Source organism: Flavobacterium sp. NLM (assembly GCF_002210235.1).
Lineage (GTDB): Bacteria > Bacteroidota > Bacteroidia > Flavobacteriales > Flavobacteriaceae > Flavobacterium > Flavobacterium panici.
Map to the genome: position 1 here is coordinate 65,190 of NZ_LIAC01000016.1, position 26,736 is coordinate 91,925.

25 protein-coding genes are annotated in these 26,736 nt (G+C 32.8%); 5 read left to right on the forward strand and 20 right to left on the reverse strand.

What is annotated here, in order from left to right; all coding sequences use genetic code 11:
- Positions 1-19 precede the first annotated feature (19 nt).
- The 3 genes from APR43_RS19960 to APR43_RS19970 form a co-directional block, all read right to left on the reverse strand.
- Positions 20-403 carry a hypothetical protein gene (locus tag APR43_RS19960; RefSeq protein ID WP_053473398.1) on the reverse strand — a complete coding sequence of 128 codons (384 nt, stop codon included), beginning with the start codon at positions 401-403 and terminating at the stop codon, positions 20-22.
- A gap of 55 nt (positions 404-458) precedes the next feature.
- Positions 459-1,319 (reverse strand): YicC/YloC family endoribonuclease, encoded by an 861-nt coding sequence (locus APR43_RS19965; RefSeq protein WP_053473397.1) that lies wholly within the window; start codon positions 1,317-1,319, stop codon positions 459-461.
- A gap of 200 nt (positions 1,320-1,519) precedes the next feature.
- A complete protein-coding gene (locus APR43_RS19970) occupies positions 1,520-1,867 on the reverse strand; it encodes an arsenate reductase family protein (RefSeq protein ID WP_053473396.1) in 348 nt (115 codons plus the stop codon).
- Positions 1,868-1,946: 79 nt separating this feature from the next.
- On the opposite strand from APR43_RS19970, the gene APR43_RS19975 reads away from it, so the two are divergent.
- Positions 1,947-2,402, forward strand: a complete 456-nt coding sequence (locus tag APR43_RS19975; RefSeq protein WP_053473395.1) for a DinB family protein — start codon at positions 1,947-1,949, stop codon at positions 2,400-2,402.
- A 40-nt stretch (positions 2,403-2,442) separates the two neighbouring features.
- Here the strand turns inward: APR43_RS19975 and APR43_RS19980 are convergent, their stop codons facing one another.
- The 6 genes from APR43_RS19980 to APR43_RS20005 form a co-directional block, all read right to left on the reverse strand.
- Positions 2,443-2,931 (reverse strand): septal ring lytic transglycosylase RlpA family protein, encoded by a 489-nt coding sequence (locus APR43_RS19980; RefSeq protein WP_053473394.1) that lies wholly within the window; start codon positions 2,929-2,931, stop codon positions 2,443-2,445.
- Between the two features lie 90 nt (positions 2,932-3,021).
- Positions 3,022-3,444 carry a hypothetical protein gene (locus APR43_RS19985; RefSeq protein ID WP_053473393.1) on the reverse strand — a complete coding sequence of 141 codons (423 nt, stop codon included), beginning with the start codon at positions 3,442-3,444 and terminating at the stop codon, positions 3,022-3,024.
- A 107-nt stretch (positions 3,445-3,551) separates the two neighbouring features.
- Positions 3,552-6,368 (reverse strand): TonB-dependent receptor, encoded by a 2,817-nt coding sequence (locus tag APR43_RS19990; protein WP_053473392.1) that lies wholly within the window; start codon positions 6,366-6,368, stop codon positions 3,552-3,554.
- Positions 6,369-6,689: 321 nt separating this feature from the next.
- Positions 6,690-8,333 (reverse strand): glucose-6-phosphate isomerase, encoded by a 1,644-nt coding sequence (gene pgi / locus APR43_RS19995; protein ID WP_053473391.1) that lies wholly within the window; start codon positions 8,331-8,333, stop codon positions 6,690-6,692.
- 120 nt (positions 8,334-8,453) lie between these two features.
- On the reverse strand, positions 8,454-8,942 hold the full coding sequence (locus APR43_RS20000) for a lipocalin-like domain-containing protein (RefSeq protein WP_053473390.1): 489 nt from the start codon (positions 8,940-8,942) through the stop codon (positions 8,454-8,456).
- 10 nt (positions 8,943-8,952) lie between these two features.
- A complete protein-coding gene (locus tag APR43_RS20005; RefSeq protein ID WP_053473389.1) occupies positions 8,953-9,513 on the reverse strand; it encodes a short chain dehydrogenase in 561 nt (186 codons plus the stop codon).
- A gap of 96 nt (positions 9,514-9,609) precedes the next feature.
- On the opposite strand from APR43_RS20005, the gene APR43_RS20010 reads away from it, so the two are divergent.
- Entirely contained in the window at positions 9,610-10,455 is an 846-nt protein-coding gene (locus APR43_RS20010) for an AraC family transcriptional regulator (RefSeq protein WP_053473388.1), read from the forward strand.
- Positions 10,456-10,479: 24 nt separating this feature from the next.
- Here the strand turns inward: APR43_RS20010 and APR43_RS20015 are convergent, their stop codons facing one another.
- From APR43_RS20015 to uvrC, 11 genes are all read right to left on the reverse strand, one after another.
- A complete protein-coding gene (locus APR43_RS20015) occupies positions 10,480-11,016 on the reverse strand; it encodes a GNAT family N-acetyltransferase (RefSeq protein ID WP_053473387.1) in 537 nt (178 codons plus the stop codon).
- A 3-nt stretch (positions 11,017-11,019) separates the two neighbouring features.
- Positions 11,020-11,175: a hypothetical protein gene (locus APR43_RS24530; RefSeq protein ID WP_165590704.1), complete on the reverse strand. Its 156-nt coding sequence runs from the start codon at positions 11,173-11,175 to the stop codon at positions 11,020-11,022.
- Between the two features lie 103 nt (positions 11,176-11,278).
- Positions 11,279-11,899, reverse strand: coding sequence for a hypothetical protein (locus APR43_RS20020; protein ID WP_053473386.1), 621 nt, complete (start codon positions 11,897-11,899; stop codon positions 11,279-11,281).
- 21 nt (positions 11,900-11,920) lie between these two features.
- Positions 11,921-13,141, reverse strand: a complete 1,221-nt coding sequence (locus APR43_RS20025; protein WP_053473385.1) for a M23 family metallopeptidase — start codon at positions 13,139-13,141, stop codon at positions 11,921-11,923.
- Positions 13,142-13,165: 24 nt separating this feature from the next.
- Positions 13,166-14,107: a tryptophan 2,3-dioxygenase family protein gene (locus APR43_RS20030; protein WP_053473384.1), complete on the reverse strand. Its 942-nt coding sequence runs from the start codon at positions 14,105-14,107 to the stop codon at positions 13,166-13,168.
- Complete coding sequence (locus tag APR43_RS20035; protein WP_053473383.1) at positions 14,107-14,877, reverse strand: DUF3108 domain-containing protein; 771 nt, start codon at positions 14,875-14,877, stop codon at positions 14,107-14,109. Before APR43_RS20035 ends, APR43_RS20030 begins: the two co-directional genes overlap by 1 nt.
- A 298-nt stretch (positions 14,878-15,175) precedes the next feature.
- A complete protein-coding gene (gene hppD, locus APR43_RS20040; RefSeq protein WP_053473382.1) occupies positions 15,176-16,336 on the reverse strand; it encodes a 4-hydroxyphenylpyruvate dioxygenase in 1,161 nt (386 codons plus the stop codon).
- A gap of 227 nt (positions 16,337-16,563) precedes the next feature.
- Positions 16,564-17,721, reverse strand: a complete 1,158-nt coding sequence (locus APR43_RS20045; protein ID WP_053473381.1) for a homogentisate 1,2-dioxygenase — start codon at positions 17,719-17,721, stop codon at positions 16,564-16,566.
- Positions 17,722-17,979: 258 nt separating this feature from the next.
- A complete protein-coding gene (locus tag APR43_RS20050) occupies positions 17,980-20,277 on the reverse strand; it encodes a patatin-like phospholipase family protein (protein WP_082356460.1) in 2,298 nt (765 codons plus the stop codon).
- Positions 20,278-20,339: 62 nt separating this feature from the next.
- A complete protein-coding gene (locus APR43_RS24795; protein WP_410503596.1) occupies positions 20,340-20,723 on the reverse strand; it encodes an XAC2610-related protein in 384 nt (127 codons plus the stop codon).
- Positions 20,724-20,857: 134 nt separating this feature from the next.
- A complete protein-coding gene (gene uvrC / locus APR43_RS20060) occupies positions 20,858-22,657 on the reverse strand; it encodes an excinuclease ABC subunit UvrC (RefSeq protein WP_053473379.1) in 1,800 nt (599 codons plus the stop codon).
- Between the two features lie 136 nt (positions 22,658-22,793).
- On the opposite strand from uvrC, the gene APR43_RS20065 reads away from it, so the two are divergent.
- The 3 genes from APR43_RS20065 to APR43_RS20075 all read left to right on the forward strand — a co-directional run bounded on the left by APR43_RS20065 (position 22,794) and on the right by APR43_RS20075 (position 26,260).
- Positions 22,794-23,774, forward strand: a complete 981-nt coding sequence (locus APR43_RS20065; RefSeq protein ID WP_053473378.1) for a succinylglutamate desuccinylase/aspartoacylase family protein — start codon at positions 22,794-22,796, stop codon at positions 23,772-23,774.
- Positions 23,761-24,333, forward strand: a complete 573-nt coding sequence (locus APR43_RS20070) for a 5-formyltetrahydrofolate cyclo-ligase (RefSeq protein WP_053473377.1) — start codon at positions 23,761-23,763, stop codon at positions 24,331-24,333. The genes APR43_RS20065 and APR43_RS20070 overlap by 14 nt, the downstream gene beginning before the upstream one ends.
- A gap of 376 nt (positions 24,334-24,709) precedes the next feature.
- A complete protein-coding gene (locus APR43_RS20075; RefSeq protein ID WP_053473376.1) occupies positions 24,710-26,260 on the forward strand; it encodes a vWA domain-containing protein in 1,551 nt (516 codons plus the stop codon).
- Positions 26,261-26,736 lie beyond the last annotated feature (476 nt).

Consider the following 26,736-nt stretch of genomic DNA (forward strand, 5'->3'; position numbering starts at 1 on the left):
CTTTTTAGCCCGTAGTTATTTATTCTATTTTTTCATAAGTTGTCGAGCATCCTTCGTCACATAGAATTGTATAATCAGCTGATACGGGTTGTAAATACATTTTCTCAGAATCGCTTTCGTCTTGATGATAGATATAGTAGATTTCTTCGTTAGGGAAAATGATATGTAATCTATTTTCTGAAATTTCATATTTCCCTTTATTTTTAAGATTATCACTTATGATATTCCCTTTTTCAAAAACAAGTTCATTTCCATCCTCAATATCTGTACGATACATTTTGGCCCCATCACTGCCACTTGATTCTATTGCTTTCCATTTTCCTATTAAGGTGAATTCTTTTTTTTGAAATTTGCAACTAGTAGTGGAAATTATTATGATTAAGAATAGAATTAATTTTTTCATAAGCTTTAAGGAATGAATACTACAAATGAGTTGATTTTAAAATAACTTCTAAAAGTTATAACACATTTAAAACCTGTTCCTTAATCTTCTCCAATTCATCTTTCATCATCACAACCAGCTTCTGCATTTGAGCATGATTTGATTTTGAACCCATGGTATTAATTTCACGACCCATTTCCTGAGTGATAAAACCTAATTTTCGGCCATTTGCTTCGCTTCCGCCTAAGGTTTCGATGAAATAATCTAAATGATTCGTTAAACGAACTTTTTCTTCTGTAATGTCTAATTTTTCAAGATAATAGATCAATTCCTGCTCAAAACGGTTTTCATCAACATTAACCTGTAATTCTGAAATTGCTGTCTGTAAACGATCTTTTATTGCCTGAACGCGTTCCGGATCAAGAGCTAAAGCATCATTCATATATTGACGGATGTTTCCAATTCGAAGATTAAATTCTTTTTCAAGAGATTCTCCTTCGTCTTTTCTAAAACTTAAAATGTTTTGTAAAGCTTCGTCTATAATAACCTGAATTTGCTCCCAATCGTTTTCATCGATTTCTTCGCGTTCTGTTTTTAATGTATCAGGCATACGAACCGCCATTTTCATTAATTCAGTTTCATCAGCATCAGCATAAACCTCTCTCAATTGTGCTATATAATTTTTCACAACAGGCACATTTACTTTCGTCGAAGTTTGTTCTGCAGTACTTTCTACATAGATTGCAAAATCAATTTTCCCTCTTTCCAGTCTGGTTGAGATTTGAGTTCTTAAAACTAATTCCATTTCACGGTAAACCGATGGCATTCTTACGTTTAAATCTAAACCTTTACTGTTTAAGGATTTTACTTCGACCGTGATTTTTTTTGTAGGCAATTGCAAAGAAGCTTTGCCAAACCCTGTCATAGATTGTATCATATAATTGAGTATAAAGGCGCAAAGATAAATAAAAGTTTGCAGTGTTATGATGTAAAATACTATTCTGTAAGGTATAGAGGTATTTAAAGCTTTTTTGCCGCGAATTTCACGAATTTACACTAATTAATTTCACAGTTTGTGAAGTTATTAAGCTTAAATAAAATTCGTGGAAATTCGTGAAATTAGCGGCAGAAAAAAAACTAACTCAAAGCCTGAATAACTTCGGCTACATTTTTCTGGCTGTTGCCAATGTAAATTTTACCATCAATAATAAAAACCGGACGGCTTAGAAAAGTATAATGTTCTAAGATGTATTTTTTAAAATCAGCTTCGGTTAACGATTTGTTTTTTAAATCCATTGATTTGTATAATTGTGCTTTTCTGCTGAACAAAGCTTCGTAACTTCCTGAAAGTTTATACATTTCTTCTAATTCAGCTTCAGTAATTGGATCTTGTTTGATATCGTGAAAAACCAAATTGTTTTTCGGAAGACTTTTGATGATTTTACGGCAAGTGTCGCAAGATGCTAAATAATATATTTTGTTCATGTTTTTTCGAATTTGTTAGAGTACAAAGAAAATTCATTTGAAACTTAAAATTGTCTAATTTTAGAAAAAAAATAAAATTATGAGTTCAGTTTTTGAAACACAAAAGACTATCAGGGAAATCCTTGTAAAAATTTTAGACCATCATTCATTGGAACAATTAAATAAAATCCCGGACGGATTTAAAAATAATTTGATTTGGAACATCGGACATTGTATCGCTTCGCAGCAAATTTTAGTCTATAAATTATCAGGTCTGCCTTTGCAGGTTTCAGATGAACTTATTGCCAAATATTCAAAAGGAACAAAACCGGAAGCAGATGTTTCGCAGGAAGAAGTGAATGAAATTAGAGATTTGCTTACTCAAACACTACTTCAAACAGAAAAGGATTATAATGATAATGTTTTTAAAAATTATAATCAATACACGACCAGTATGGGTTTTGATCTTAAAAATGTTCAGGACGCATTAGATTTTGTGAGTTATCACGAAGGAATTCATACCGGAATCATAATGGGTATTAAGAAATTTATCTAAAAATGAAAATCCCGTTCTGAAATTTCAGAACGGGATTTTTTTATTCAATTATTCTTTCGATCGTTACTTTCATAGCACCTGCACCTTTGTGCTTTGTGATTTCCATAAAAGCTCTTTTTGAAAGATCTATTTCACGGGTTTTTACAAATGGGCCGCGATCAGTTATTTTTACAATTACAAATTTTCCGTTTGCTTCATTCGTTACTTTAACTCTTGTTCCAAAGGGAAGTTTTTTGTGTGCGGCGGTATATTTGTTGTTGTTAAATCTGCTGCCGTCAGCTGTTTTTCTACCATTAAAACGATCTGCATAGTAGGAAGCATGTGCCGTTTTTTTGTATAGTTTTAATTTTAAACCGTTGTCTGTAAATACAGAATCAGTTGGGATTGCAATAATGTTTGGTCTGGCATTTTTTACAGTGTCTTGAGGTACTTTGGGATCAATTACTGGCTTTGTTTGACTTATTACGTAGGTAAAACAACTCAAAAAAGTTATTGCAAATGTGGTAAGTATAAAGTTTTTTTTACTCATGGTTTATTTTTTTTCAGACTTGGGGAGTTTGTACAAATAATATGCCGAGATAAAAAAAGCCCTTTTTTGGAGGGCTTTAATTGGTATTTTCTAGAACCAAAGGTTCCACGGAATTCTACTTAAAATAAGTATTAATCCTAATCCGTAATAAATAGCAAAGGTTTTATGTTTCGCCTCACTATTAATTAGTTTTTTATGTTTTGACCATCCAATAGTAATTAAAACTATAGCAATTAGGTTAATAAGGGGATGTTCTAATGAAGTTAATCGTAATGCGGCATTAGACATTTGACCAAAAGAATCTTTTCCTAACGGAGACACAAAATAAAGGATTAATCCAATCAATAATTGTGTATGCGTTCCAATTAAGGCAAATAAAGAAATTTTGCGGTCTTTTGCTGTAAATTCTTTTTTAGAAGTCAAGCCGATAACAGCGTTAATTACTGCAAACAATAAAAGCAGTAAAGCTAGATATGCCCAGCCCGAATGAAGCTTTTGAATAAAATGATACATAAACTGTGTTTTTTTGTTAAAAACAAATATAGCAAAATTGGTCAAAAAAAAACGGCATTAAACTTAAAAGTCAATGCCGTTTATAGTATTTATTTAGATTCTAAATATTAGAAATCGTAACGTAAGCTAAAGTTCCAAGTTCTACCGAAACCGAAGAACACTTGGTTAGCATCAGCTATACCTTTATATAATCTGTTGTTTGAAGCGTAAGTTCCTGCAGCAGCATTTGAAGAGCTTACGTTGTCATCAGCAAAAATGTTTGTTCTAGATTCAGCAATATAGATCTTGTCAAATAAGTTGTTTACGTTCAATCTGAAGTTAACTGATTTGTCTTTGTCTTTACCTACTAACATTTTGTATGAGAAACCTGCATCAACTAAACCGTAAGAAGGTAATTCTAAAGCTCCTTTGTTGTTAGGATCTGAGAAGTTAATTGGGCTTAATCCAGCATATAATTTATCATTATAGTTGTAGTTAGCATCAACAATTACTCTAGTTAAAACTTCGTAAGAAGCACCTAAAGAAGCTGTCATTTGAGCAGCATCACCAACTTTTACTTTGTCCATGTATACAGGAGTTGCAGTATATCCTACAACTGGAGTGTTATCTGCTTGGTAGTAAGCGTTAACTGTTGCGTTTCCTTTATATTCCCAAATACCGTAAGAGAACATAGCGTTAAGTTTTAATTTCTCTGTAATGTTAGAATTAGCTTCTAATTCAAATCCAGAGTGAACCTCGTTAAGACCTAAGTATTCAGTATAAGTAGTTGCGTCACTTGGTAACGCATTACCTTTTAGGTATCTGTCATTCCAAGTTGTATTGTAAACGTTTACTGTAGCATTAAAGAATCTAGAACGGAAACCATATCCAGCTTCAAATCCAATAATTTTCTCGTTAGTAAGGTTAGGGTTTACTGTAGATCTGTTGTTTGGATAAACTGAGTTAAAGAATGGTTGTCTTGAGTAGTAACCTGCATTAACGTAAACATTGTTTTTTTCGTTAAGGTTGTAGTTAGCACCTCCTTTTACGTTTCCTCCTAAGATGTTTTCGTAATCTGTAGAAGCCAATGGATCTGTTGGTAAGTATACGAAGTCATCTTCTCTTTTAAATCCTTGTTGAGAAATTGCTCCCTGAACAAAAGCAGTTAAATTATCTTTAGAGTACTCTAATTGAGTAAATGCACCGTACCATCTAACTTTTCCAGTACTGTTAAATGAGATTTTTTCGTAGTTTTTCTTATCGAAAACATTCCATTGAACATCAGTTTGGTAAGTTTCTGTAATATGTCTTCCTGCTGGTTTTAAACTAGCAACTGTATTGTCATAAAATTCACTAGCACCTAATAAATCATTTACTACTGTAAAGTGGTATCCTGTATAAGTTCTGGCATCAAGACCAAAGTCTAAAGTTAAAGTGTTAGTTAATTTTTTGTTTAAATTAATTACTGCACCATACCAGTCATGAGAGTTGATAGAAGATGTTTGCGTAATACCAGATGTTGTATTGTAAACATATGGAGATGCTGCAGTTCCAGCTCCAGTTCTACCAGTTGAAGAACTGTTTTGGTAAACACCACCAATCATTGTTCTAGTTCTGTTTTGTCCATTGAAGAAAACTTGTCCAGTACCATTATTCCATGCTTGGATTTTATCATAATCAACCATTCCGTTTGGTAATAAGAAAACAGAAGCGTTGTAAACATTTCCTCCAATACCACCAGTAGCACTAGCACCAGCTCCACGACCCATAGATGCGTAAAGAACAGTAGAAAGTTTTGTAGTTTCGTTAATTTTATAATCCCAGTTAACAGAAGCGATTGGCTTGTGGTAATAGTTTTTTCTGATGTTATATTCTTGTCCGTTTAAATATCCTGCATCAGCATTATATCTAATATTTGGCTCATCAAGAGAACCATATTTTTGGTATGTAGCGATTGTAGAAACAGTAGATCTTTGGTTGTGCCATTGTGGCGCTCCTGTTACTGTTAATTGAAAATCGTGTTTATCATTTTTAGTAGAATATCCTAAAGCAATGAAATAGTTAGAACCTTCGAATGGAGTACCATTAACATATCCATCTCCCATTGTTTGAGATAATAATACAGAAGCAGAAAGACCGTTTTCTAATTTTCCTGTATTGTATGAACCTTGAATTTTGAAGTTTCTTGCATTACCGAATCCAGAAGAAAAAGATCCACCTTCTTTCATGTCAGAAGATTTAGTAACAATATTAATTGTTCCCCCAACAGATGGCGTAGCCAATTTAGAAGATCCTAAACCTCTTTGAACCTGCATAGCAGATGTTACATCTGATAAACCTGCCCAGTTACTCCAGTAAACAGAACCATTTTCCATGTCGTTAACCGGCATACCGTTAATCATAACAGCAATGTTGTTTTGGTTGAAACCACGAATGTTAATTCTTGAATCTCCAAATCCACCACCTGATTTAGTAACGTAAACTGATGGAGTGTTTCTTAAAATTTCAGGAAATTCTTGAGTACCAAGTTTTTGTTGAATTTCAGCAGCTTTAATTGTAGAAACAGCAACCGGAGTTTTTCTGTCTTTAGCAATATCCACTACTGTACTTTTAACAACGATCTCGCTTAACTCATTTGAGTTAGCTTCTAAAGCAATTGTTCCTAAATTTGTTGTTGCACCGTTTGAAACTGAAAATTTTACAGTTAGGTTTTGGTAACCTAAGTAAGAAATAACAATTTCTCCTGTGCTTGTTGTTGCATTGAGGGTAAATTTACCATCAAAATCTGTTGAAGTCGCTGCGCTAGATCCTTTGATCGCAACGTTAGCGCCTGGTAATGAACCAGTACCATCTGTAATAGTACCAGTAACTTTTCCTTGAGAAAATACGGTTGAAACTATCATAAAAAATAGTCCAGTAAGTAACCAATTTTTCATTTTCTTCATTTGTTCTTGAGTTTATTGTTTTTGGCAAAATTATAACAATTAAATCAGATAATGTTATCAAAATGTTAAGAAAAATAAGTTTTGCGGTTTGTGCTGCACATTAAAATGAAATTTTCTTTTTTCTTTAAATAAAACAACGTTTTGTTGAATTTAGATACTTGTATTTTGTTAAAATAATAATATTTCAAGTGGTGCTGTAGCGCTATACTTGCAATTATTCGTAAAAAACAGATTATATAGAGCTAATTTATACGAAAAAACGCCTTAATTTTTATAAATCAAGGCGTTTCAGATTGTTAAGAAAAATGTTCTTTATTATTCTTATTTATTCTTCAAAAAGTGGTTTAACAAAAATGAAGTTGAGCTATCGTGACTTTTTACTGTTTTAGAATTAATCTCATCTAAAATCGAATTTGCCAATTGTTTTCCTAATTCAACTCCCCATTGGTCAAAACTAAAAATGTTCCAAATAACGCCCTGAACAAAAATCTTGTGTTCGTATAAAGCAATTAATGAACCTAAAGATTTAGGAGTTAATTTTTGAATCAAGATTGTATTGGTTGGTTTGTTTCCGGTGAAAACTTTAAATGGTCGTAAATAAGAAGCTTTGTCTGCAGATAAACCTTGTTTGTCAAATTCTGCCTGAACTTGTGCTTCAGTTTTTCCATTTAATAAAGCTTCAGTCTGAGCAAAAAAGTTTGACATCAATTTGTTATGATGATCTTCGTTTCCGTAAAGTGGTTTTACAAATCCAATAAAATCTGTTGGGATTATTTTTGTTCCCTGATGAATTAATTGGAAAAAAGCGTGCTGTGAATTTGTCCCAGGTTCTCCCCAAATAATAGTTCCTGTTTGGTAATTAACAGGTTTTCCGTCGCGGCCAACACTTTTTCCGTTACTTTCCATAGTTGCCTGCTGCAAATACGGAGCTAATTTTGATAAATATTGTGTGTACGGAATCAAAGCTTCACTTTCGGCACCAAAAAAATTATTATACCAAACGCTTAACAAAGCTAAAATTACCGGAATGTTTTGATCAAATTCAGCCGATTTAAAATGTTCGTCAGTGTCATTTGCTCCAACTAATAATTGGTTGTAATTATCAAAACCAATTGCCAAAGCTATGCTTAAACCAACGGCGCTCCATAAAGAGAATCTTCCGCCAACCCAGTCCCACATTGGGAAAACGTTGTCTGGATTAATTCCGAATTCTGTTACTTTTTGAATATTAGTAGAAACCGCCACGAAATGTTTTGCAACATCTTCCTGAGAAGCCGATTTCAAAAACCATTCTCTGATAGTTTCAGAATTTGATAAAGTTTCCTGAGTTGTAAAAGTTTTAGAAACAATTAAAAATAATGTCGTTTCAGGATTCAGTTTTTTAATAATCTCGTTTACGTGATCACCATCAACATTCGAAACGAAATGTGTGTTCAGGTGATTTTTGTAAAATTGTAAAGCTTCAACTGCCATAACCGGACCAAGGTCAGAACCTCCAATTCCAATATTTACAATATCTGTAAAAGCTTTTCCTGTAAAACCTTTTCTTTCTCCGGAAATAACTTGGTGAGTAAAGTTTTTGATTTTATTTTTTACTTCATAAACTTCAGGAATTACGTTTTCTCCATCAACATTAATAACTGCCGATTCCGGTGCACGCAAAGCGGTATGTAAAACGGCTCTGTTTTCAGTTTGATTAATTAATTCTCCTCCAAAATATTGGGCAATTGCATCTTTTAATCCAATTGAATTTGCTAATTCTAATAAAAGGGAAAGTGTTTCTGGCGTAATATTGTTTTTAGAATAATCAACTAAAAAATCATTCCATTGCAAGTTGAATTTTTCAGCACGCACATTGTCTTGTTGAAATAATTCTTGTATCGTAGTTCCGTGAATTGCGTTATAGTGGTTTTGCAGATTTTTCCACGCTTCAGTCCCGGTTGGGTTTGTTGTGTTTAAAGCCATTTTTATTTTATTATTGAGATTGTTTTTTTTAGAATCACAAAAATACTGAAATAACTTTTAAAAGGGTAACGCTTCATGATTATATAACAATTAGTTGCGAAAACGTTTTTTGAATCTGCATCACAATTTTTTCCAGACAACTTCTGCCGTGACAGATTTTCCTCCCTGCGTTGTATTGGTAACAACATATTTAAGTTCGTTATTTATTAAAGTATAAGATCGCTTTTGGATCGTTCCTTCCCAGTTTGGAAATGAAGCCGTTTTTATTTTAAAAGTAATAATCTTATCTGCTTCGTCAATTTCAAATTCGCCAAAATGCGAATTACTTCCTTGCACAATTGCCGCATTTTCTTCGGGAGTGCATTTGTTTTTATCGCCTGAAATTATTTTTGGTCTTTCGTTTTTATATATCTGAATGGCATAATTTCCTTTTTCATCAAAAAATAAAGTTCCCTTTGGACTTATATCGTACGGAAGGGTTTTTGTTCCGTCAGAATTTTTGTTTTCAACCGAAACCAAAGTCCACGAACCTAAAAAGTCAGATTTCGTTTTTTGCGCAATAGCCGAATTTAGAGCGAATAGTAATAATAGCAAAGTTGTGTTTTTCATCTTTAAAATTTTAATAGTTTACTTTAATAATTTTTCCATTTACAGATTCTTCAATACTTTTTGTATAAGCATTTATTAAATCTTCCGCCGGAATGTCTGAAACTTTAGCTGGACTAATTGCATTTATTCTAATTCCTCTTTCTAATTCTAGTGAAGCCGAAAGCACAAAACTGTTAATGCCAGCATTTACAATTGCTTTACTAATATTATTCTTCACAGGTTTATCGCCCATTTTTCCCGAAGTCAATATAAATGATCCGTTATCGTTTAAATATTTTTGTCCAATTAAAACCAGATTTACCTGACCCAATAATTTGTTTTTGATACCAATATTTAATTTTTCTTCGTCAAGCGAATGTAAATCTCCTGTATAACAATCGCCCGCAACACAAATACAGGAATCAATATTTTTGACTTCTTCGAATAATTTTTCTATCGATTTTGAATTTGATAAATCGATTTTAAAATCACCGCTGTTTCTTCCTGCCGAAATAATTTCATGATTTTTTGCCAGAGCTGGATTTAATATTTTGCCAATTTCTCCATTTGCTCCAATTAAAAGTATTCTCATTTTTTATAGATTTTAATTTATTATCTGAAACAAAATTAAGAGGTTAGCTTTCGCCGAAAATTGTACTAATTGGTACTAAAATTGTATTTTAGCCTAATGACAAACAAGAATTTATATCTTCCTTTTGAAGTTGATTTTAAAGAATTAGAACAGTTTCCGAAAACAATTCGGAAAAACAATTTCTTTGAATTGATTTATGTGGTTGACGGAACGGGAATTCAGGTTATTAATGATAATAAATTTCAATATCGAAAAGGAAATCTGTTTCTTGTAACACCGCAAGATGTTCATTCGTTTGAAATTTCAACGCCAACAAAATTCTTTTTTCTTCGGTTTAATGAATATTATATCAAAGCAAATTCTCAAAACGGACAATCGGAAACGGTTTTGCGAATGGAATATATTCTTCAAAATGCAAGTCATCGTCCCGGCTGTATTCTAAAAAATACAATTGATAAACCTTTAATTGCTTCGCTGATTGAAAGTATAATTCAGGAACTAAATAATCAGCAGATTTATCATCAAAAAATTATTGAGCAAATTGTAAATACTATAATTACAATTGTTGCGAGAAATATTGCCTTAAAACTTCCGAAGAATATTAAAGAAACTACGGGAGAAATGGTTTTGGAAATACTGCATTATATTCAGGAAAACATTTACAATCCAAAACAATTAAAAGCAGAAAGAGTAAGTGAGCATTTTAATATTTCGCTTAATTATTTAGGGAAATATTTTAAAAAACAAACTGGCGAAACGCTGCAGGAATACATTGCAAACTATAAATTAAGATTGATTGAAGCCAGACTTTTAAACAGCGATATGCGGATTAATGAAATTGCAGACGAATTAAATTTTTCCGACGAAAGTCATTTAAATAAAGTTTTTAGAAAACATAAAGGAATGAATCCGTCTGAGTTCAGGAAGAAGTTTTGTAAATGATCTTCTTTTAATCTTTATAGATTATTATTCTAATCTCATTAAATCAAAATACATAAATCTATGTTTTTCTTCTTTATCAGAATCGAGTAGAAAAGTAAAGTCGTTTTTTTGATAAGTAGAAAGCTGAACAGGTTTGTTATAAGCATCTAATATTAATAATCTACAAGCTGGTTTGTGTTCGATAAAAGTCCAGCCTTTAATAAAATCAAGAAGTTGGTGAGATAGCCCGTTGCCTTTGTATTTTTTATCAATTCCTAATCGTGCTATTTTTACAGCAGGATATTGTCTGATTCTTTTTTCGTTTGGTAATTTGATTTTTCTGTGTAATTTATTCCAAATAGAGTTTTCATAACCTAAATCATTTAGGCAATCATTTGAAATAGAAAAGAAAGCAGCTACCTCGTTGTTTTCTTTAAATAAATAAGTGTTTGTGATTTTTTCGCTTTGAAAATTCTTAGAATCTTCAAGTAAGAATTCATTTATTTGGTTGTCTTCACAATCAAAATTATCTAAAACGTCGTCATTGTGTAATGATGAAAAAGCAAAATCAAATAAATTCATTCATTAAGCCTTTTTTGCCATTACCTTGCTGACTAAAGAAAATATTTCAGCTTTTTTTTCTTCAGAAATCTTGTTTGTTTTACTTGTAGATATGGCAGCATTGAATCTTTCAGATTCCTTGCCTTTTACTACCGGAGTAATTTTAATTGTAGTTGCCATTTTATAAGTTTTAATAAAAAGTAATAATTATGCTACAAATATACAAAAAAATATATTAATTTCAATTCTTATATTTCTGTAGACTTTTAAGAAATATGCTATTTTACCAAATCTTCCACCAAGGCTTTTTATTAATTTCAATAGTTTTTTTCTCAATATTGATTTCAATTCTTTTTGGAGATTCAACTTTAATCTTCGAATCGTCAAAAAACAATTCTCCGTTATCACTCATTCCGAGAGGAGATTTTGTTCTTTCTTTCCAGCTTTCCGTTTGTAATTCAGGAATTAAAGCTAAATTAATTTTAGATTCAAATTTTCTTCTTGCTTTTTCTATAATCTCATCTTCCAAATTTGAAGATGAATTTTTTAAAAGCAAAATGGAATTGTCTGGAATGTTTAAAAGAAAAACTTGCGTTTTATTGCCAATTTTCTGAATATCCAACACTTTAAAATAAGCAATCGTGTCTAAAAGAAAATGTCCAATTTTTGCTGAGTCGGGATTGAATTTCGATAAATCTTTGGCATTAGCACTTGCAATTAAGTACCTGAAATTGCCAGAAAGTCCGCCGCCGATAGAAGTCATATCGGTAAAACCTTTTTCCTGAATTATTTGTCCAATTTTATAATTTGAAATTAAATTCTCAGGTAAATCAGTATCTCTGTAATATAGTTTTAAGCCTGAAAAAGTATCATTGTAAATTGATTTTAGACGTGAATTTTTCATTCGGCTTTTGATTTCAGATATTTACAAATTCCCAATACTATCCAACTCTCTTTTCAAAGGTTCGATTTGTTTAAAGAAACGGGTTTTATCATTTCCGGTTAAAGATTCTCCGGTAGGTAAATTCAATCGAAGCGCATCTACCTGAACACCATTTTTCCAGAAACGGTAACAAACGTGAGGGCCAGAAGCTAAACCTGTACTTCCAACTAAACCAATTGTTTGTCCTTGCGTAACGCGTTGTCCGCGGCGCACTAAAATTCTGGACATATGTAAATATTGAGTAGAATAAGTTCCGTTGTGTTTTACTTTTACAAAGTTTCCGTTTCCTGCCGTATATCCGGTTGCTTCAACCACTCCAGATGCTGTTGTTGAAATTGGCGTTCCGGTTGGAGCTGCATAATCAGTTCCTTTGTGTGCTTTCCAGGTATGCTGAACCGGATGAAACCTGTTCATAGTAAATCTGGAAGTGATTCGGCTGAATTTAATTGGAGTTTTTAAGAAAAAGTTTTTCAACGTTTTTCCTTCATCATCATAATATTCAATTTTTCCTGAAAGAGTATCTTTTTCAAATGGGAAAGCATAAACGATTTTTCCTTTATACTCAAAAAAAGCAGCTTCAAGATCTTCAACACCGTCGTAAGTTTTTCCATTAATGAAACGTTCTGTAAAAATTAAACCGTAACGATCCCCTTTTTTAAGTTTGAAGAAGTCAATTGACCAGGAGAACACTTTTGTAATTCTGCTGGCAAGTGCAGTTTCTACATCTTCATCTCCTAAAGTTTCAGATAATGATGTTTTTAAAACACCGCCAATAATTTTTCTTTTTAAAGTAACCGGTTTTATTTTTTTATAGGCTTTTGCAATGCTGTCTCGTAAATCGATTACATAATAAGTTAAAGCATCTGGCTGATAAATAAAAACCTGAAGATTATTTGTTTTGTTTTTGGAACGAAGTAATGTAAAAGGTTTGTTGTAACGAATAGTTCTTACATCAAAAGTATCTTTAACCTGTTCAACAATGTCGTATACTTTTTTGTCGCCAATATTTTGACTCTGTAAAATAGATCCAAAAGAATCTCCTTTGGAAATTGTATCATTAACAACATTAAAATCAGCGTAATTAAAACCAAACTCTACTTTTTTGGTTTTTGGTTTTGTAATTTTAATTTCAACTTTTTCCTCTGTTTTAGTACACGAAAATATTGAAAATAATACTATTATAATTACGAATGCTTTTTTCAAACTCTTAATTTTTTTTGCAGGAAATTAAAGTAGGTCTTCATTTCCCCAATTGGACAATTCTTCTTCGGTCCACAATTTAGGAAAAAAGATGCGTCTTTGGTATTTTGGATGCATATATTTTTGCCAGTCACTTCCGCCGGTTGCTTCGCCGTTACCTTTTCCACTTTCTAAGATGTATTTTCTTGCAGTATTAAGATGCTGCATAACCCAGGTAATGTTCACCGTTTTGTCATAATGACGCATTGCGTGAATTAATTCTTGGTTTTGCTGATCTTCGATAGGCAATTGCGTGAATTTCTGCCAAATATTTTTAGTCTTAAACGTAGACATTTGTCTCAAAAACTGAACTTTATATTTGTTTTCGAATTCCTGAAGTAAATATGATTTTTCGCCCGTATGATAATCTTTTCCGGCTGCCTGCCAGTAAAGGTGTTCAAAAGTAGTTTCTAAATCTGTATTTTCGTCAAAGTTTGCTTTGTATCTTCTGTCTGTCAAATTGATAACATCTGTCGAAGCAAATTCAATTAGTCTGTATTGAGCACTTTGAAATCCACTTGCAGGAGTAAGTGTATTTCTAAATTTCATATATTGATCGACTTCCATTCCGTTTTCCATAATGCTGAACGAATTTGTCAGCATATCAAAATAACGTGTAATTCTGGAAAGTCTTTCGCTGAAAAAATCAACCTGAATATTTTGCGTGTCTGCAATTTGATCGATTTCCCACAAAATCATTTTAAAAATCAGTTCATTAACCTGATGGTACATGATAAATACCATTTCATCAGGAAGTGTTGTGCGTTGTATTTGTAAATTTAAAAGAGCGTCTGTTTGAATGTAATCCCAATATGTAATTGGTTTTGACCAAAGTAATCCTTCTAACTGAACATCAGTTTTTTGGTTTATTGCTTGAAATTTAAGGTCAATTTCTTTTAAAATTGATTCTGAATGATCAGTAGGGTTCATTATTTTTTAACTTTAAACGGATTTTTCAATCCTTTATATTCATCGAGATCTGCTTTTAGAGATCCAACAGCCAAATCCGCTTTAATTCTAATCGGAACTTTGTTGTCATCATCTGTAATCCAGAGCGTTAAACTTTCTTTTTCTTTAAAAACTCTTCCTGTTTGTACAAGTGGTTTAAAAACCATCGTAGAAACCGTCCCAAATTTAGTTGTAATATCTTGACGGCCTACATATTTTAACTTAAATTTTGTGATTTCATCATCAAAAAACATATCAATCGTAATCGATTCGCCCGATTTTAATTTATCAATATTCGGATGGTTTCTTAAGTAGTAAAAAGCAGATACAATATCTTGCACATTATTAGTAATTACAATCGTTTTTTCAGTCTTTCGCTTGTAATCTTTTACTAAAACTTTATTGCCGCTTTGGTCAAAAAAACCTTCCTGATTTTTAGTGTAGCCGCCTTCGTCAATTTTTCTCACAAAGCGGTAAGGGTCTCCATTTTCCTTGTCAAAATAACTTTCGTATAAATCTTCAACTTTGAAGAAAAATTTTGACATTCCGGTAGTATATCCTTTACCAACAGCGTGATGGACTTTTTTATTGTTTATTGTGGCATCTTTAATTTCAAGAGTTGCATAGCCGGCATTTACGATTCCGTAATGAATTCTAAATTTGAAATATTCCCCGGTATCAAAAGCATTTTCTTTTTGAGTGTCGAATGCCAGAGTAGAGAGAATTAATATAGCGAGAATGAACTTTTTCATAGTACAATTTTTACATTTCATTATAAAGGTAAATAAATGCAAATTCTATTCCAAATGTACCAAAACAAAAAAACTCAGTCAAGGATGACTGAGTTTTTATGCTATTAACTAACCAAAAAACTATAAATTATGAAATTTATATCAATTCAGAAGGAAACCACCCCTTCTTGATTTGCGAGTGCAAAGATAGATAGAAAGTTCAAAAAATAAATAGCAAAAGTCAAGTTTAACATAACATTTGCATAAAAATCAACGTTTTACAGAGAATTTTTCTGCATAATGCAAAAATAATGCATTTTTATAGAGTTCCTCTCAATTCCTGTTCTCTCTCAATTGACTCAAAAAGAGCTTTAAAATTACCTGCGCCAAATCCTTTTGCACCCATTCTTTGAATAATTTCGAAGAAAAGGGTAGGACGGTCCTGAACCGGCTTAGTAAATATTTGTAAAAGGTAGCCATCTTCATCGGCATCGACCATGATCGCAAGCTTTTCAATTTCATTAATATCTTCTTTCATCATATCCATATGAACGCCTAATCTTTCAGGAATTGCCTGATAATAGGTATGAGGAGGAGCTGATAAAAATTCAACACCGCGTGCTCTTAATTGTGATACTGTTTTGATAATATCATCTGTAGCAATAGCGATATGCTGAATTCCCGGTCCGCCATAGAAATCTAAATATTCTTCAATTTGAGATTTTTTCTTTCCTTTAGCTGGTTCGTTGATTGGGAATTTAATTCTTCCGTTTCCGTTTGACATTACTTTACTCATCAATGCAGAATATTCTGTAGTGATTTGTTTATCGTCAAAAGATAAAAAGTTTACAAATCCCATTACGTCTTCATAAAATTTTACCCAGGTATTCATTTCATTCCAACCCACATTTCCAACCATGTGATCAATATATTTTAATCCCGTTGGTTCTGGATTGTAATCCGATTTCCATTCTTTATAACCTGGCAAGAAAACTCCGTTGTAGTTTTTTCTTTCTACAAAAATGTGAACTGTTTCTCCGTAAGTGTAAATTCCTGAACGGATAACTTGACCAAATTCATCTTCTTCAACAGTTGGTTCCATGAAAGAACGTGCACCGCGTTTCATTGTTTCTTCGTAAGATTTTGTAGCATCTTCAACCCAAAGTGCCGCTACTTTTACTCCGTCACCGTGTTTTTTCAAATGTTCATTGATTGGAGAATCTGCTGTTAAAGGCGTAGTCAAAACAATTCTGATTTTGTCTTGTTTCAAAACATACGATGCTCTGTCTTTTACTCCGGTTTCTAATCCGGCGTAAGCCAATGACTGATATCCGAAAGCAGTTTTATAATAATGTGCAGATTGTTTTGCATTCCCTACATAAAACTCTACATAATCTGTTCCTAATAGCGGAAGGAAATCTTGTGCTCCTTCAAAGATTTTTTCTAATCCGTATTCTACTGATTTTACTTCTTTTGACATAATGTTTATTTGTTTAATCGGTTAATCGTTTATTTGATTTTTCCGAAATGTTGTTTTTAGATTGTTTTTTTTTACCGCAAAGAGCGCAAAGATTTTTATTATTAAGATTTTAAAAATTGCAAAGAACGCAAAGCTTTGCGAACTCATTTAAGTAAAACGTCATTAAAAATCTTTGCAAACTTTGCGAAAAATCCTTTGCGAACTTTGCGTTAGATTAATTACAATAACTATTCAGTCCAAGATTTATAATACTGTCCATCATCAAGACCCATAGCTTCTTCCGTAACCATAAGTGGTCTGAACGTATCAACCATAACGGCTAATTCCTGAGTTTCTTTATGACCAATACTGCGTTCCATTGCTCCTGGCGCTGGTCCGTGCGGAATTCCTTTTGGATGTAAAGTGATATGTCCCTGCTCAATATTATTACGACTCATAAAATCACCATCAACATAATACAGAACTTCGTCAGAATCTATATTGCTGTGGTTGTACGGCGCCGGAATTGCTTTCGGATGATAATCGTAAAGTCTAGGGCAGAAAGAACAAACGACAAAAGCTGCCGTTTCAAAAGTTTGATGTACCGGAGGCGGTTGGTGAACACGTCCCGTTATAGGTTCAAAATTGTGAATCGAGAATCCGTACGGGAAATTATAACCGTCCCAACCCACAACATCAAAAGGATGCGTTGCATAAACCACTTCGTGAATCATGCCTTCTTTTTTAATTTTAATTAAAAAATCACCTTTTTCGTCGTGTGTTTCCAATTCGTTAGGCAAAATAAAATCACGCTCACAAAACGGAGAATGTTCTAAATGCTGACCTGATTGGTTTTTATATCGTTTTGGAGTATAAAATGGAGAATACGATTCTACATAAAATAGTCGGTTTTCTGTTGTTTCGAATTCGATTTGGTAAATAATCCCGCGTGGAATAATTAAATAATCACCATATTCAAACGGAATATTTCCTAACATGGTTCTTAATTTTCCTTTTCCTTTATGGATGAAAAGCATTTCATCAGCATCGGCATTTTTATAGAAATAATTTCGAAGCGATTCTTTCGGCGCAGCCAAACCAATAATACAGTCTTTGTTGACTAACATGGCTTTACGGCTATCCAAAAAATCATTTTCTGGTTTTAATTCAAAACCTTTAAAAAGAAGCGACTTTATGTTTTTTCCGATTGCAATTTTTGGTTCAACCGAATAAGAGTTTAAAATTTCTTTAACCTGCGTTGGTCTGTGAACATGGTAAGAAAGGGAAGAATGTCCGTGAAAACCTTCTGTTCCAAATAACTGTTCGTAATAAAATCCGCCGTTTGGTTTTTCGAATTGGGTGTGTCTTTTTTGAGGGAAATCCCCAAGTTTATGGTATAGTGGCATGGCTTTTTCAATTAGATAATTTGTAAATTAGATAATTCGAAAATTTGAATTGAAGAATAGATAACCAGTCCAATTTTTTCAATTGACTAATTATCTCAATTCGATAGAGACATTACTCTGGATTTCTCTTGATAAGAAATTGAAGATACTCTAATAAACCTGTCCAATTTGTTTTCATTATGACAAATGTCGTAATTTTTATTGATCAAAATTACATATTATATTATTTATAACATAAAATATTTATAAAAAATCAGCTTAAAAGGCAAATCCGATACTAAACCATGTAAAGCTTTTTGAAGTTTCAGGCGACCAGGATTGTTTAACTTCGATTGGACCAATAATAGTTTCTAATCCGTAACCTAAAGCATAACCGGAATATTTAGGCATTGAAATCCAATCGACTGTCGTAAAAATATCATCTCCAATGTTGGCGAAATTTGCCGAAATATTGATGTGATTCTTTTTTAGAATCTCATAATCTAAAGTAATATCTGATTTTATAAAACTATTTCCGGCAATACTTAAAAAATCATATCCGTAGAAATAATTGAAGTTGTTGATCTTGTTGTATCCAAAACCTCCAAGTATAAAATCGAAAAAAGGAACGCTGTCGCTGCCAATGTTAAATCCGGCATCGGCTCCAATTTTAATGGTTGCTTTTCTAAATACAGTTTTAACGAAAGAAACTTCTGCTTTTGCAATCGAGAATGGTTTAAATTTATTGGTATAATCAGAAGAAGCCAAATAAGTCTGTAAATCTGTAGAAAAATACAATCCCGAATTTGGAAAATGTTTATCGTCAAACGAATCGTATTTTAAATAAGCAAACGCGCTGATATAACTGCTTTTGTCTATTATGTTTTCTTCATTACTAAGTGTAGGCGAGTTTATTTTTAGGTATTTATATTCTAAACCGCCGCCCATTAAAAACTTTTGTACAAAAATGGTTTGAAAATAAGCCTGATTAGTCAAATCTAAAAAGTCAACATTAATCAGTTTTAAATTTGGATTTTCTGAAACCAGTCCGCTTAAACTTGTGGTTACATTTCGGTTAAACTGATTCAATCTGGAACGGAAACCAAAGCTGATATTAAAACCATTTTCAACATAATAGTTGAAATCATATCTAAAATTATCTCCCAAAATAATGTCCATCGAAGTAACATCATTTTTTAAAAATGTCTTTTTATGAGTAAGATTCAATAAAACAGCACTCTTGTAAAGTCCGTCATAATGAAGTCCAAGTTTTAAAAAAGTCTGTGTTGGATTTTCTTTCAATACCAAATCTAAATCATCCTGATTACCGTCTGGCTGTAAACAATACGAAATCGTACTAAAGTTTTGAGTGGCATTCAAATTATTTATTCCCCTTTTCAGATCATCATATGTAATTGTGCTTCCCGGTTTAAAACGAAGTTTTCCGCGAATGTATTCTTTCGTATAATTATCTAATTGTTCCGTATTTATTTTTTGGATTTCAAGCGTGTCTGAAGCAATTTTTAGTTTCGGTTTTTTATAAAAGTTGTCTTCGTTTACTAAAGATTTAATTTTTTCGTAAACGGCAAAAGCAGCTTCTTCACCTTTCCTGATAATTTCTTCGCCTCTGTCAAATGAAATTACACCAAAGTCACGAATGTCCGGTTTTATGTAAACATCGGTATCCTTTATTTTGCTTTTCATTTTATCTATAGATTGCAAATTAGTAATCTGAACCAAAATTCTGGTAGCGTTTTTTAAGTTTTTTCGCTTCATTAAATCGTCCTGAACGTCAACACCAATAATAATATCGGCACCAAGATTACGAACTTCTTTAATTGGGTAATTGTTTACAACGCCGCCGTCGACCAATAAATTCCCGTCGATTTCAACCGGAGTAAACAGGGAAGGAAAAGCAGCACTCGCCATCATGGCCTGAACCAGATTTCCTTTGTTTAAAAGTACTTCTTCACCCGTTTCAATATTGGTTCCAATACATAAAAACGGAGTTGGCAATTTATTGAAATCACGAACATGACGAACGTTTCTCGTTAAACTGCTCAATAAATTGTAATTATACATTCCTTTTGAAAGTGCTTCGGGAATACCCACTCTGAAATTACTAAACGGTAAAACAATCGCATATAATTCGTCATTTTTTTTACCGTAAAAGTTTTTTGAGGAACGCGGAATGTAATCGTTTATTAATTCATCGAAATTGGTTCTTTTAAAAATCGAATCAATCTGTGAAGCGTTATAACCAGAAGCATACAATCCGCCAATTACAGAGCCCATACTGGTTCCTCCAATATAATCGATTTTGATTCCGGCTTCTTCCAAAACTTTTAAAACACCAATATGCGCAAAACCTTTGGCACCGCCGCCGCTTAAAACCAAACCAATTTTAGGTCTTTTTTTTACACTGTCTTGTTTTATTTCCTGCGAAAATGAATTTTCGGGCAGCAATAAAAACACAAAAAACAACAATGCCGCACCCCAAATGGCTCCGATATTTTTCGGAACGGGAGAAAATCCTGTTGACTGAGTTTTTAAAATTAACAGCTTGTTGAGGCGCATAAAAAATAAGTAATTGGTTTTGTAAAAGTCGGTAATTTTTTCGGCTTTATACTAGATTTATCTTAATATGATTGTGTTTTTGAAAGTATTAATTTTTTGTTTTTATCGTATTTCCAAACATCGGTATGATTTCTTGCACCGCCTCTGCAGCTTGATGTAAGTGTCTTTTTAATTTTATCAATTTTCACATCACAAAACATATCGCATTTAGGGCTAAAGTTTGACGGAAAATTTAAACTGTCAAATTGTTTTGTCTTCGGGTTAAAAATAAAAATCTCATAAATGGTATAAACTCCCATACCATCATCCGTATGAAAAGAAGCAAAATCTGTAAACCCGTCAAAATTATAATCGTTAACTTCTAACCTGGATTGTTTCCCTGTTATCGAAGCTTCAACATTGTTTATGACTTGAATTTGCCCCGTTTTAGAATTTTTATTTTCAATGTTTCAAAATCATCTTCAAAACTTACTTTAAATTCACTTTTGTCTTTTTGTACAACCGAAACTTCATTTTGACTATAGGAAATAGAAAAAATGAACAGAAAACAAATAGGTAAAAAGAGCTTTTTCAAAATGAGTTAATTTTCTTTTGGATGATAAAATTCGACAATTTTTTTCGCTTTTGATACACCGACAACTGCTGATATGTCTTTTTCAGAAGCTAATTTCAATCTCTTAACACTTTTAAAATGTTGTATTAACGTGAGCATTGTTTTTTCTCCAATTCCCGGAATACTTTCTACCGAAGAATTAAGTGCTGCTTTGCTTCGTTTATCACGGTGAAAAGTGATTCCAAATCGGTGCGCTTCATTTCGTAACTGCTGAATTACTTTCAGCGTTTCTGATTTTTTATCGAGATATAACGGAATCGAATCGCCGGGATAAAAAAGTTCTTCGAGACGTTTCGCAATTCCTATAATCGCAATTTTTCCTCGCAAACCTAATTCATCAATACTTTTTAAAGCGGCAGACAATTGTCCTTTTCCACCGTCTATAATTATTAATTGCGGTAAAGGTTCATTTTCATCTAATAATCTTTTGTAACGACGATACACAATTTCAGTCATCGAAGCAAAATCGTCAGGACCTTCAACCGTTTTTACATTAAAATGGCGGTAATCTTTTTTGCTGGCTTTTCCATCTTTAAAAACCACACAAGCCGCAACAGGATTTGTTCCCTGAATATTCGAGTTATCAAAACATTCTATATGTCGAGGCTCAACAGGAAGACGTAAATCTTTCTGCATCTGCGCCATAATTCTATTAACGTGACGATCAGGATCAACAATCTGCAATTGTTTCAATTGTTCAATTCGGTAGAATTTGGCATTTCGAATTGATAAATCCAAAATCTGTTTTTTATCGCCAAGCTGCGGAACGGTTACTTTTATTTTTTCGCCCAAATCAATTTCAAACGGAACAATAATTTCTTTTGATAATAATTGAAAACGCTCTCTAAGTTCAATAATCGCCAGTTCTAATAATTCTTCGTCGCTTTCGTCCAGTTTTTTCTTGATTTCTAAAGTATGCGAACGAATAATCGAACCGTGAGAAATTTGTAAAAAGTTGACATAAGCCGCACTTTCATCAGAAACAATCGAGAAAACATCAATATTGGTAATCTTTGGGTTTACAATTGTTGATCTTGATTGATAATTTTCGAGGATTTCTATTTTTTCTTTGATTTTCTGAGCCTCTTCAAAACGCAAATCCTGTGCATATTGTGCCATTAAACGTTTGAAATCTTTCATACTTTCCTTAAAGTTTCCTTTCAGGATTTCGCGAATCGCATCGACTTGTCTTTGATAATCTTCCAGAGATTCTATGCCTTCGCACGGACCTTTGCAATTGCCAATATGATATTCCAGACAAACTTTGAATTTGGCTGATTCAATATTGGATTTGCTTAAATCGTAATTGCAGGTTCTTAACGGATACAATTCTTTTATCAAATCCAGAATCGTATAAACCATTTTGAAATTAGTGTACGGACCAAAATATTCAGATCCGTCTTTAACCATTCTTCTCGTTAAAAATATTCTCGAAAAAGGTTCTTTTTTTATACAAATCCAAGGATAACTTTTATCATCGCGCAGCAAAACATTATATCTTGGCTGTAATGTTTTGATTAAATTGTTTTCTAATAAAAGCGCGTCGGTTTCTGTGGGAACCACAATGTGTTTTATGGTTACGATTTTTCGAACTAAAACATTTGTTTTAGCCGTATCGTGAATTTTATTAAAATAGGAGGAAACCCTTTTTTTTAAATTTTTGGCTTTGCCTACATATAAAATTTTCCCGTCTTTATCGTAATATTGATACACACCGGGATTATCCGGCAAGGTGAGAATTTGTAGATCTAAGGACGGTTTTGACATTCTGTTTTATTTCTGAAGATAGTTGAAAAGCGTTTTCAAAAACCATTCTGGTTCCTGAAAAAAGCTTAACAGTGATTTAGTTTCAAATTTACGAAATCAAAAGAATAATTTCTATATTTAGATTTTATAATTCTACATGAAAAATAGTAAGCCCCTTGTTATTTTTGGCGAATCGATTTTGCCGGGAGAACATAAAACCATAAATGTCGAAATAGCGCGATTACATACTACAACAAAACTCAATATTCCTGTAATTGTCCGTCGTTCCAAGCTTGAAGGCCCGGTTGTTTTATTTTCGGCAGGAATTCACGGCGACGAAATTAATGGAGTAGAAGTCGTTCGGCAGATTATCAGTAAAAAAATAAACCGCCCGCAAAGAGGAACAATAATTTGTATTCCCATTATCAATATGTATGGTTTTGTGAATAAATCCCGCGAGTTTCCTGACGGAAGAGATTTAAACAGGGTTTTTCCGGGAAGTAAAAAAGGTTCTCTGGCCAGCCGATTTGCGTATCATATTGTAGAGCAGATTTTGCCTATTATCGATTATGCAGTCGATTTTCATGCCGGAGGAGCAAGTCGTTTTAATGTTCCACAGATTCGAATTACTGAAAATAATATGGAATTGAAATTACTGGCTGATATTTTTAATGCACCTTTTACTTTGTATTCCAAAAATATTGGAGGTTCTTTTAGAAATACCTGTGAAAAAGCCAATATTAAAATGCTTCTTTTTGAAGGCGGAAAATCGCTTGATATAAATGATGCTGTTGCCAATGAAGGAATAAAAGGAGTAATGCGTTTACTAAATTATTTAGGTATGCTCGATCCAAAACACATTGTTGAGCCTGCTTTAGAATCTTCTATTTATATAAAATATTCAGTCTGGCTTCGGGCAAAATGTTCCGGTTTGCTTCATGATTATAATATGGTTGGTAAATTTGTAACCAAAGGAACTATCCTGGCTATTATTACAGATCCGTTTGGAAAGTTTGAGCAAAAAGTAAAAGCTCCGCACGACGGATATGTTATTAATGCAAACCACTCGCCAATTGTTTATGAAGGCGATGCGATTTATCACATTTCTAAAAATTCTCCTGTAAATGACGACGAGTAAAAAAGAATTACGACTTGAATATAAAAATCTCCGAAAACAACTTTCTGAAAGTGATATCGAAGAAAAAAGTCTGGCTATTGCCAATAATTTAATTCAATTGCCTATTTGGGATAAAACGTATTATCATGTTTTTTTGCCCATTACAGAGCAAAAAGAAATTGATACCGAGTTTATTCTGCATTTACTTTCCGGAAAAGACAAAGAAATCGTGATCTCAAAAAGCGATTTTGAAACCAGGGAAATGATTCATTTTTTATTGACAGATAATACCAAAATCAAAAAAAATGAATATAATATTCCCGAACCCGTAAACGGACTTCCTGTTCCGACTCAAAATATTGAGGTTGTTTTTGTACCGCTTTTGGCTTTTGATGTTTTTGGAAATAGAATTGGATACGGAAAAGGTTTTTACGATAAATTTTTAGCCAATTGTAAACCGGAAACCATAAAAATTGGTCTTTCTTTCTTCGAATCCGTAAATCAAATCGATGACGTTTTTGAATCTGATATAAAATTAGATTATTGCGTTACGCCTGAGAAGGTTTACAATTTCCAATAAACTTTCCAACATATATTTTCACAATCAAAATTGTAGAGGCGCACAGCAGTGCGTCTACGCAAAGTTTGTCTACACAGAATTTTTATAAGTTTGCGCAACGTTTGCCGATATACTGGACGTAGACGCACTGCTGTGCGTCTCTACGATATACGGTGTCTATAATATTTGTTATAAATAAAAATACGAATTAACTACAAACAAACTTAAATTTCCTTATATCACTTATATGGTGAAATATCTTCATGTTTAATTTTTAGGAATCTTGGCATCAAATTTGGATTGCGGGAAATTGCAGATAATTTTCTTAGTACATCCGGAATGCTAGTTATTATTTGAAAGAAAAAATCAAATTATTAATTCCTAAAATTTATTTTAAATGAAAAATAAACCATTTTATTTGTTAGCATTCCTTTTACTTACTGTACTAAGTTGTAAAAAATACGACGCTGCAGCTGAAGAGACAATGAACATGGACACGACTGTTGTCGCAACGACTGATGAAATTCCCGAAGAAAATATTTCAGATTCTAATACTGAAAGTTACGCCGGACTCGAAGAAAATCCTTTTGAGTCTCCACAAAAAGCTCCTCTTTCTACTTTTTCCATAGATGTTGATAATGCATCTTACACCAATATTCGCCGTTTTATAAACGAAGGCCAGCCTGTTCCTAAAGATGCCGTTCGTATCGAAGAAATGATGAACTTTTTTAAATACAAATATCCGCAGCCAGAAGGACAAAATCCGTTTTCTATCAATACCGAAGTAAGTGAAAGTCCGTGGAATAAAAATTCGCTGTTACTGAAAATAGGTTTGCAGGGAAAAAATATTCCAATGACAAATCTGCCTGCTTCAAACCTTGTTTTTTTAATTGATGTTTCGGGTTCTATGGATGAAGCCAATAAATTGCCTCTTTTAAAAGAATCAATGAAAATTTTGGTAAAAGAACTGCGCCCGCAGGATAAAGTTTCGATTGTGGTTTATGCAGGTTCTGCCGGAGTTGTTTTATCACCGACTTCTGGTGATGAAAAAGATGAAATTATGGATGCTTTTGATAAACTAAGCGCAGGCGGAAGTACAGCCGGCGGCGAAGGAATCGAATTAGCCTACAAATTAGCTCAGGAAAATTTCATTAAAGAAGGAAACAACAGAGTTGTAATTGCAACCGATGGTGATTTTAATGTTGGCGCATCGACAGATGATGATATGGAAAAACTGATTGAAGAGAAAAGAAAATCAGGTGTTTTTCTAACGGTTTTAGGTTTCGGAATGGGGAATTATAAAGACAGTAAAATGGAAATTCTAGCCGATAAAGGAAACGGAAATTATGCTTATATCGATAATATTCAGGAAGCAAACCGTTTTTTAGGAAAAGAATTTAAAGGTTCGATGTTTGCGATTGCAAAAGATGTAAAAATACAGATTGAGTTTAATCCAAAACATGTTCAGGCATACCGATTAATTGGCTATGAAAACCGAAGATTAAAAGACGAAGATTTTAAAAATGATGCTGTCGATGCCGGAGAATTAGGAAGCGGACACACGGTAACGGCTCTTTATGAAATTATTCCAACGGGAGTTGAAAGTGATTATGTTCCATCTGACTTAAAATATACTAAAGTAAAAACAGATGAGTCAAATTACAGTGATGAACTGGCTACAATTAAATTCCGTTATAAAAAGCCTGATGGTGATAAAAGTATCGAAATCGTAAACACAATTCCGAATCGAAAAATTTCATTAGATAATAGTTCTTCTGATTTTAAATTTACAACCGCTGTTGCCTGGTTTGGTTTGAAATTGCGAGATTCTAAATTTATTAGTAATTCGTCAACTTCAGACATTAGAAAACTAGCAAAATCTGGTTTAGCAAATGATGACGAAGGATACAGAGCAGAATTTGTACGATTAGTGGATGCAGTGAATTAATTTTAAATTCCAAGAAAAGTAAAAATCCCAAATTCCAATTATTGTCTTGGAATTTGGGATTTTTTTATTTGATTTTTTTGCATAATTTATTCCGTAGAGGCGCACAGCAGTGCGTCTACGCAAAGTTTGTCGACAAAGATTTTTATTTTAGATTCCAAAAATAAACAATTTGTCTGGCGTAACGTTTGTCGATATGCTGGACGTAGACGCACTGCTGTGCGTCTCTACAATATGCTGGGGTGGATATAGATTGTAGAGAAAAGGTTTGTAAATAAATTTTTGCCCAAGAATATTTTGACAATCAAAATCGTAGAGACGCACAGCAGTGCGTCTACCCAAAGTTTATCGACATAGATAAATCAAATTCCAAAAAAGTAAAAATCCCAAATTCCAACATAACATTGGAATTTGGGATTTTTTATTTGAAATTTTTGAAACCTTATTTTACTTCTTTAATTGTTGTGGCATCGATCCAG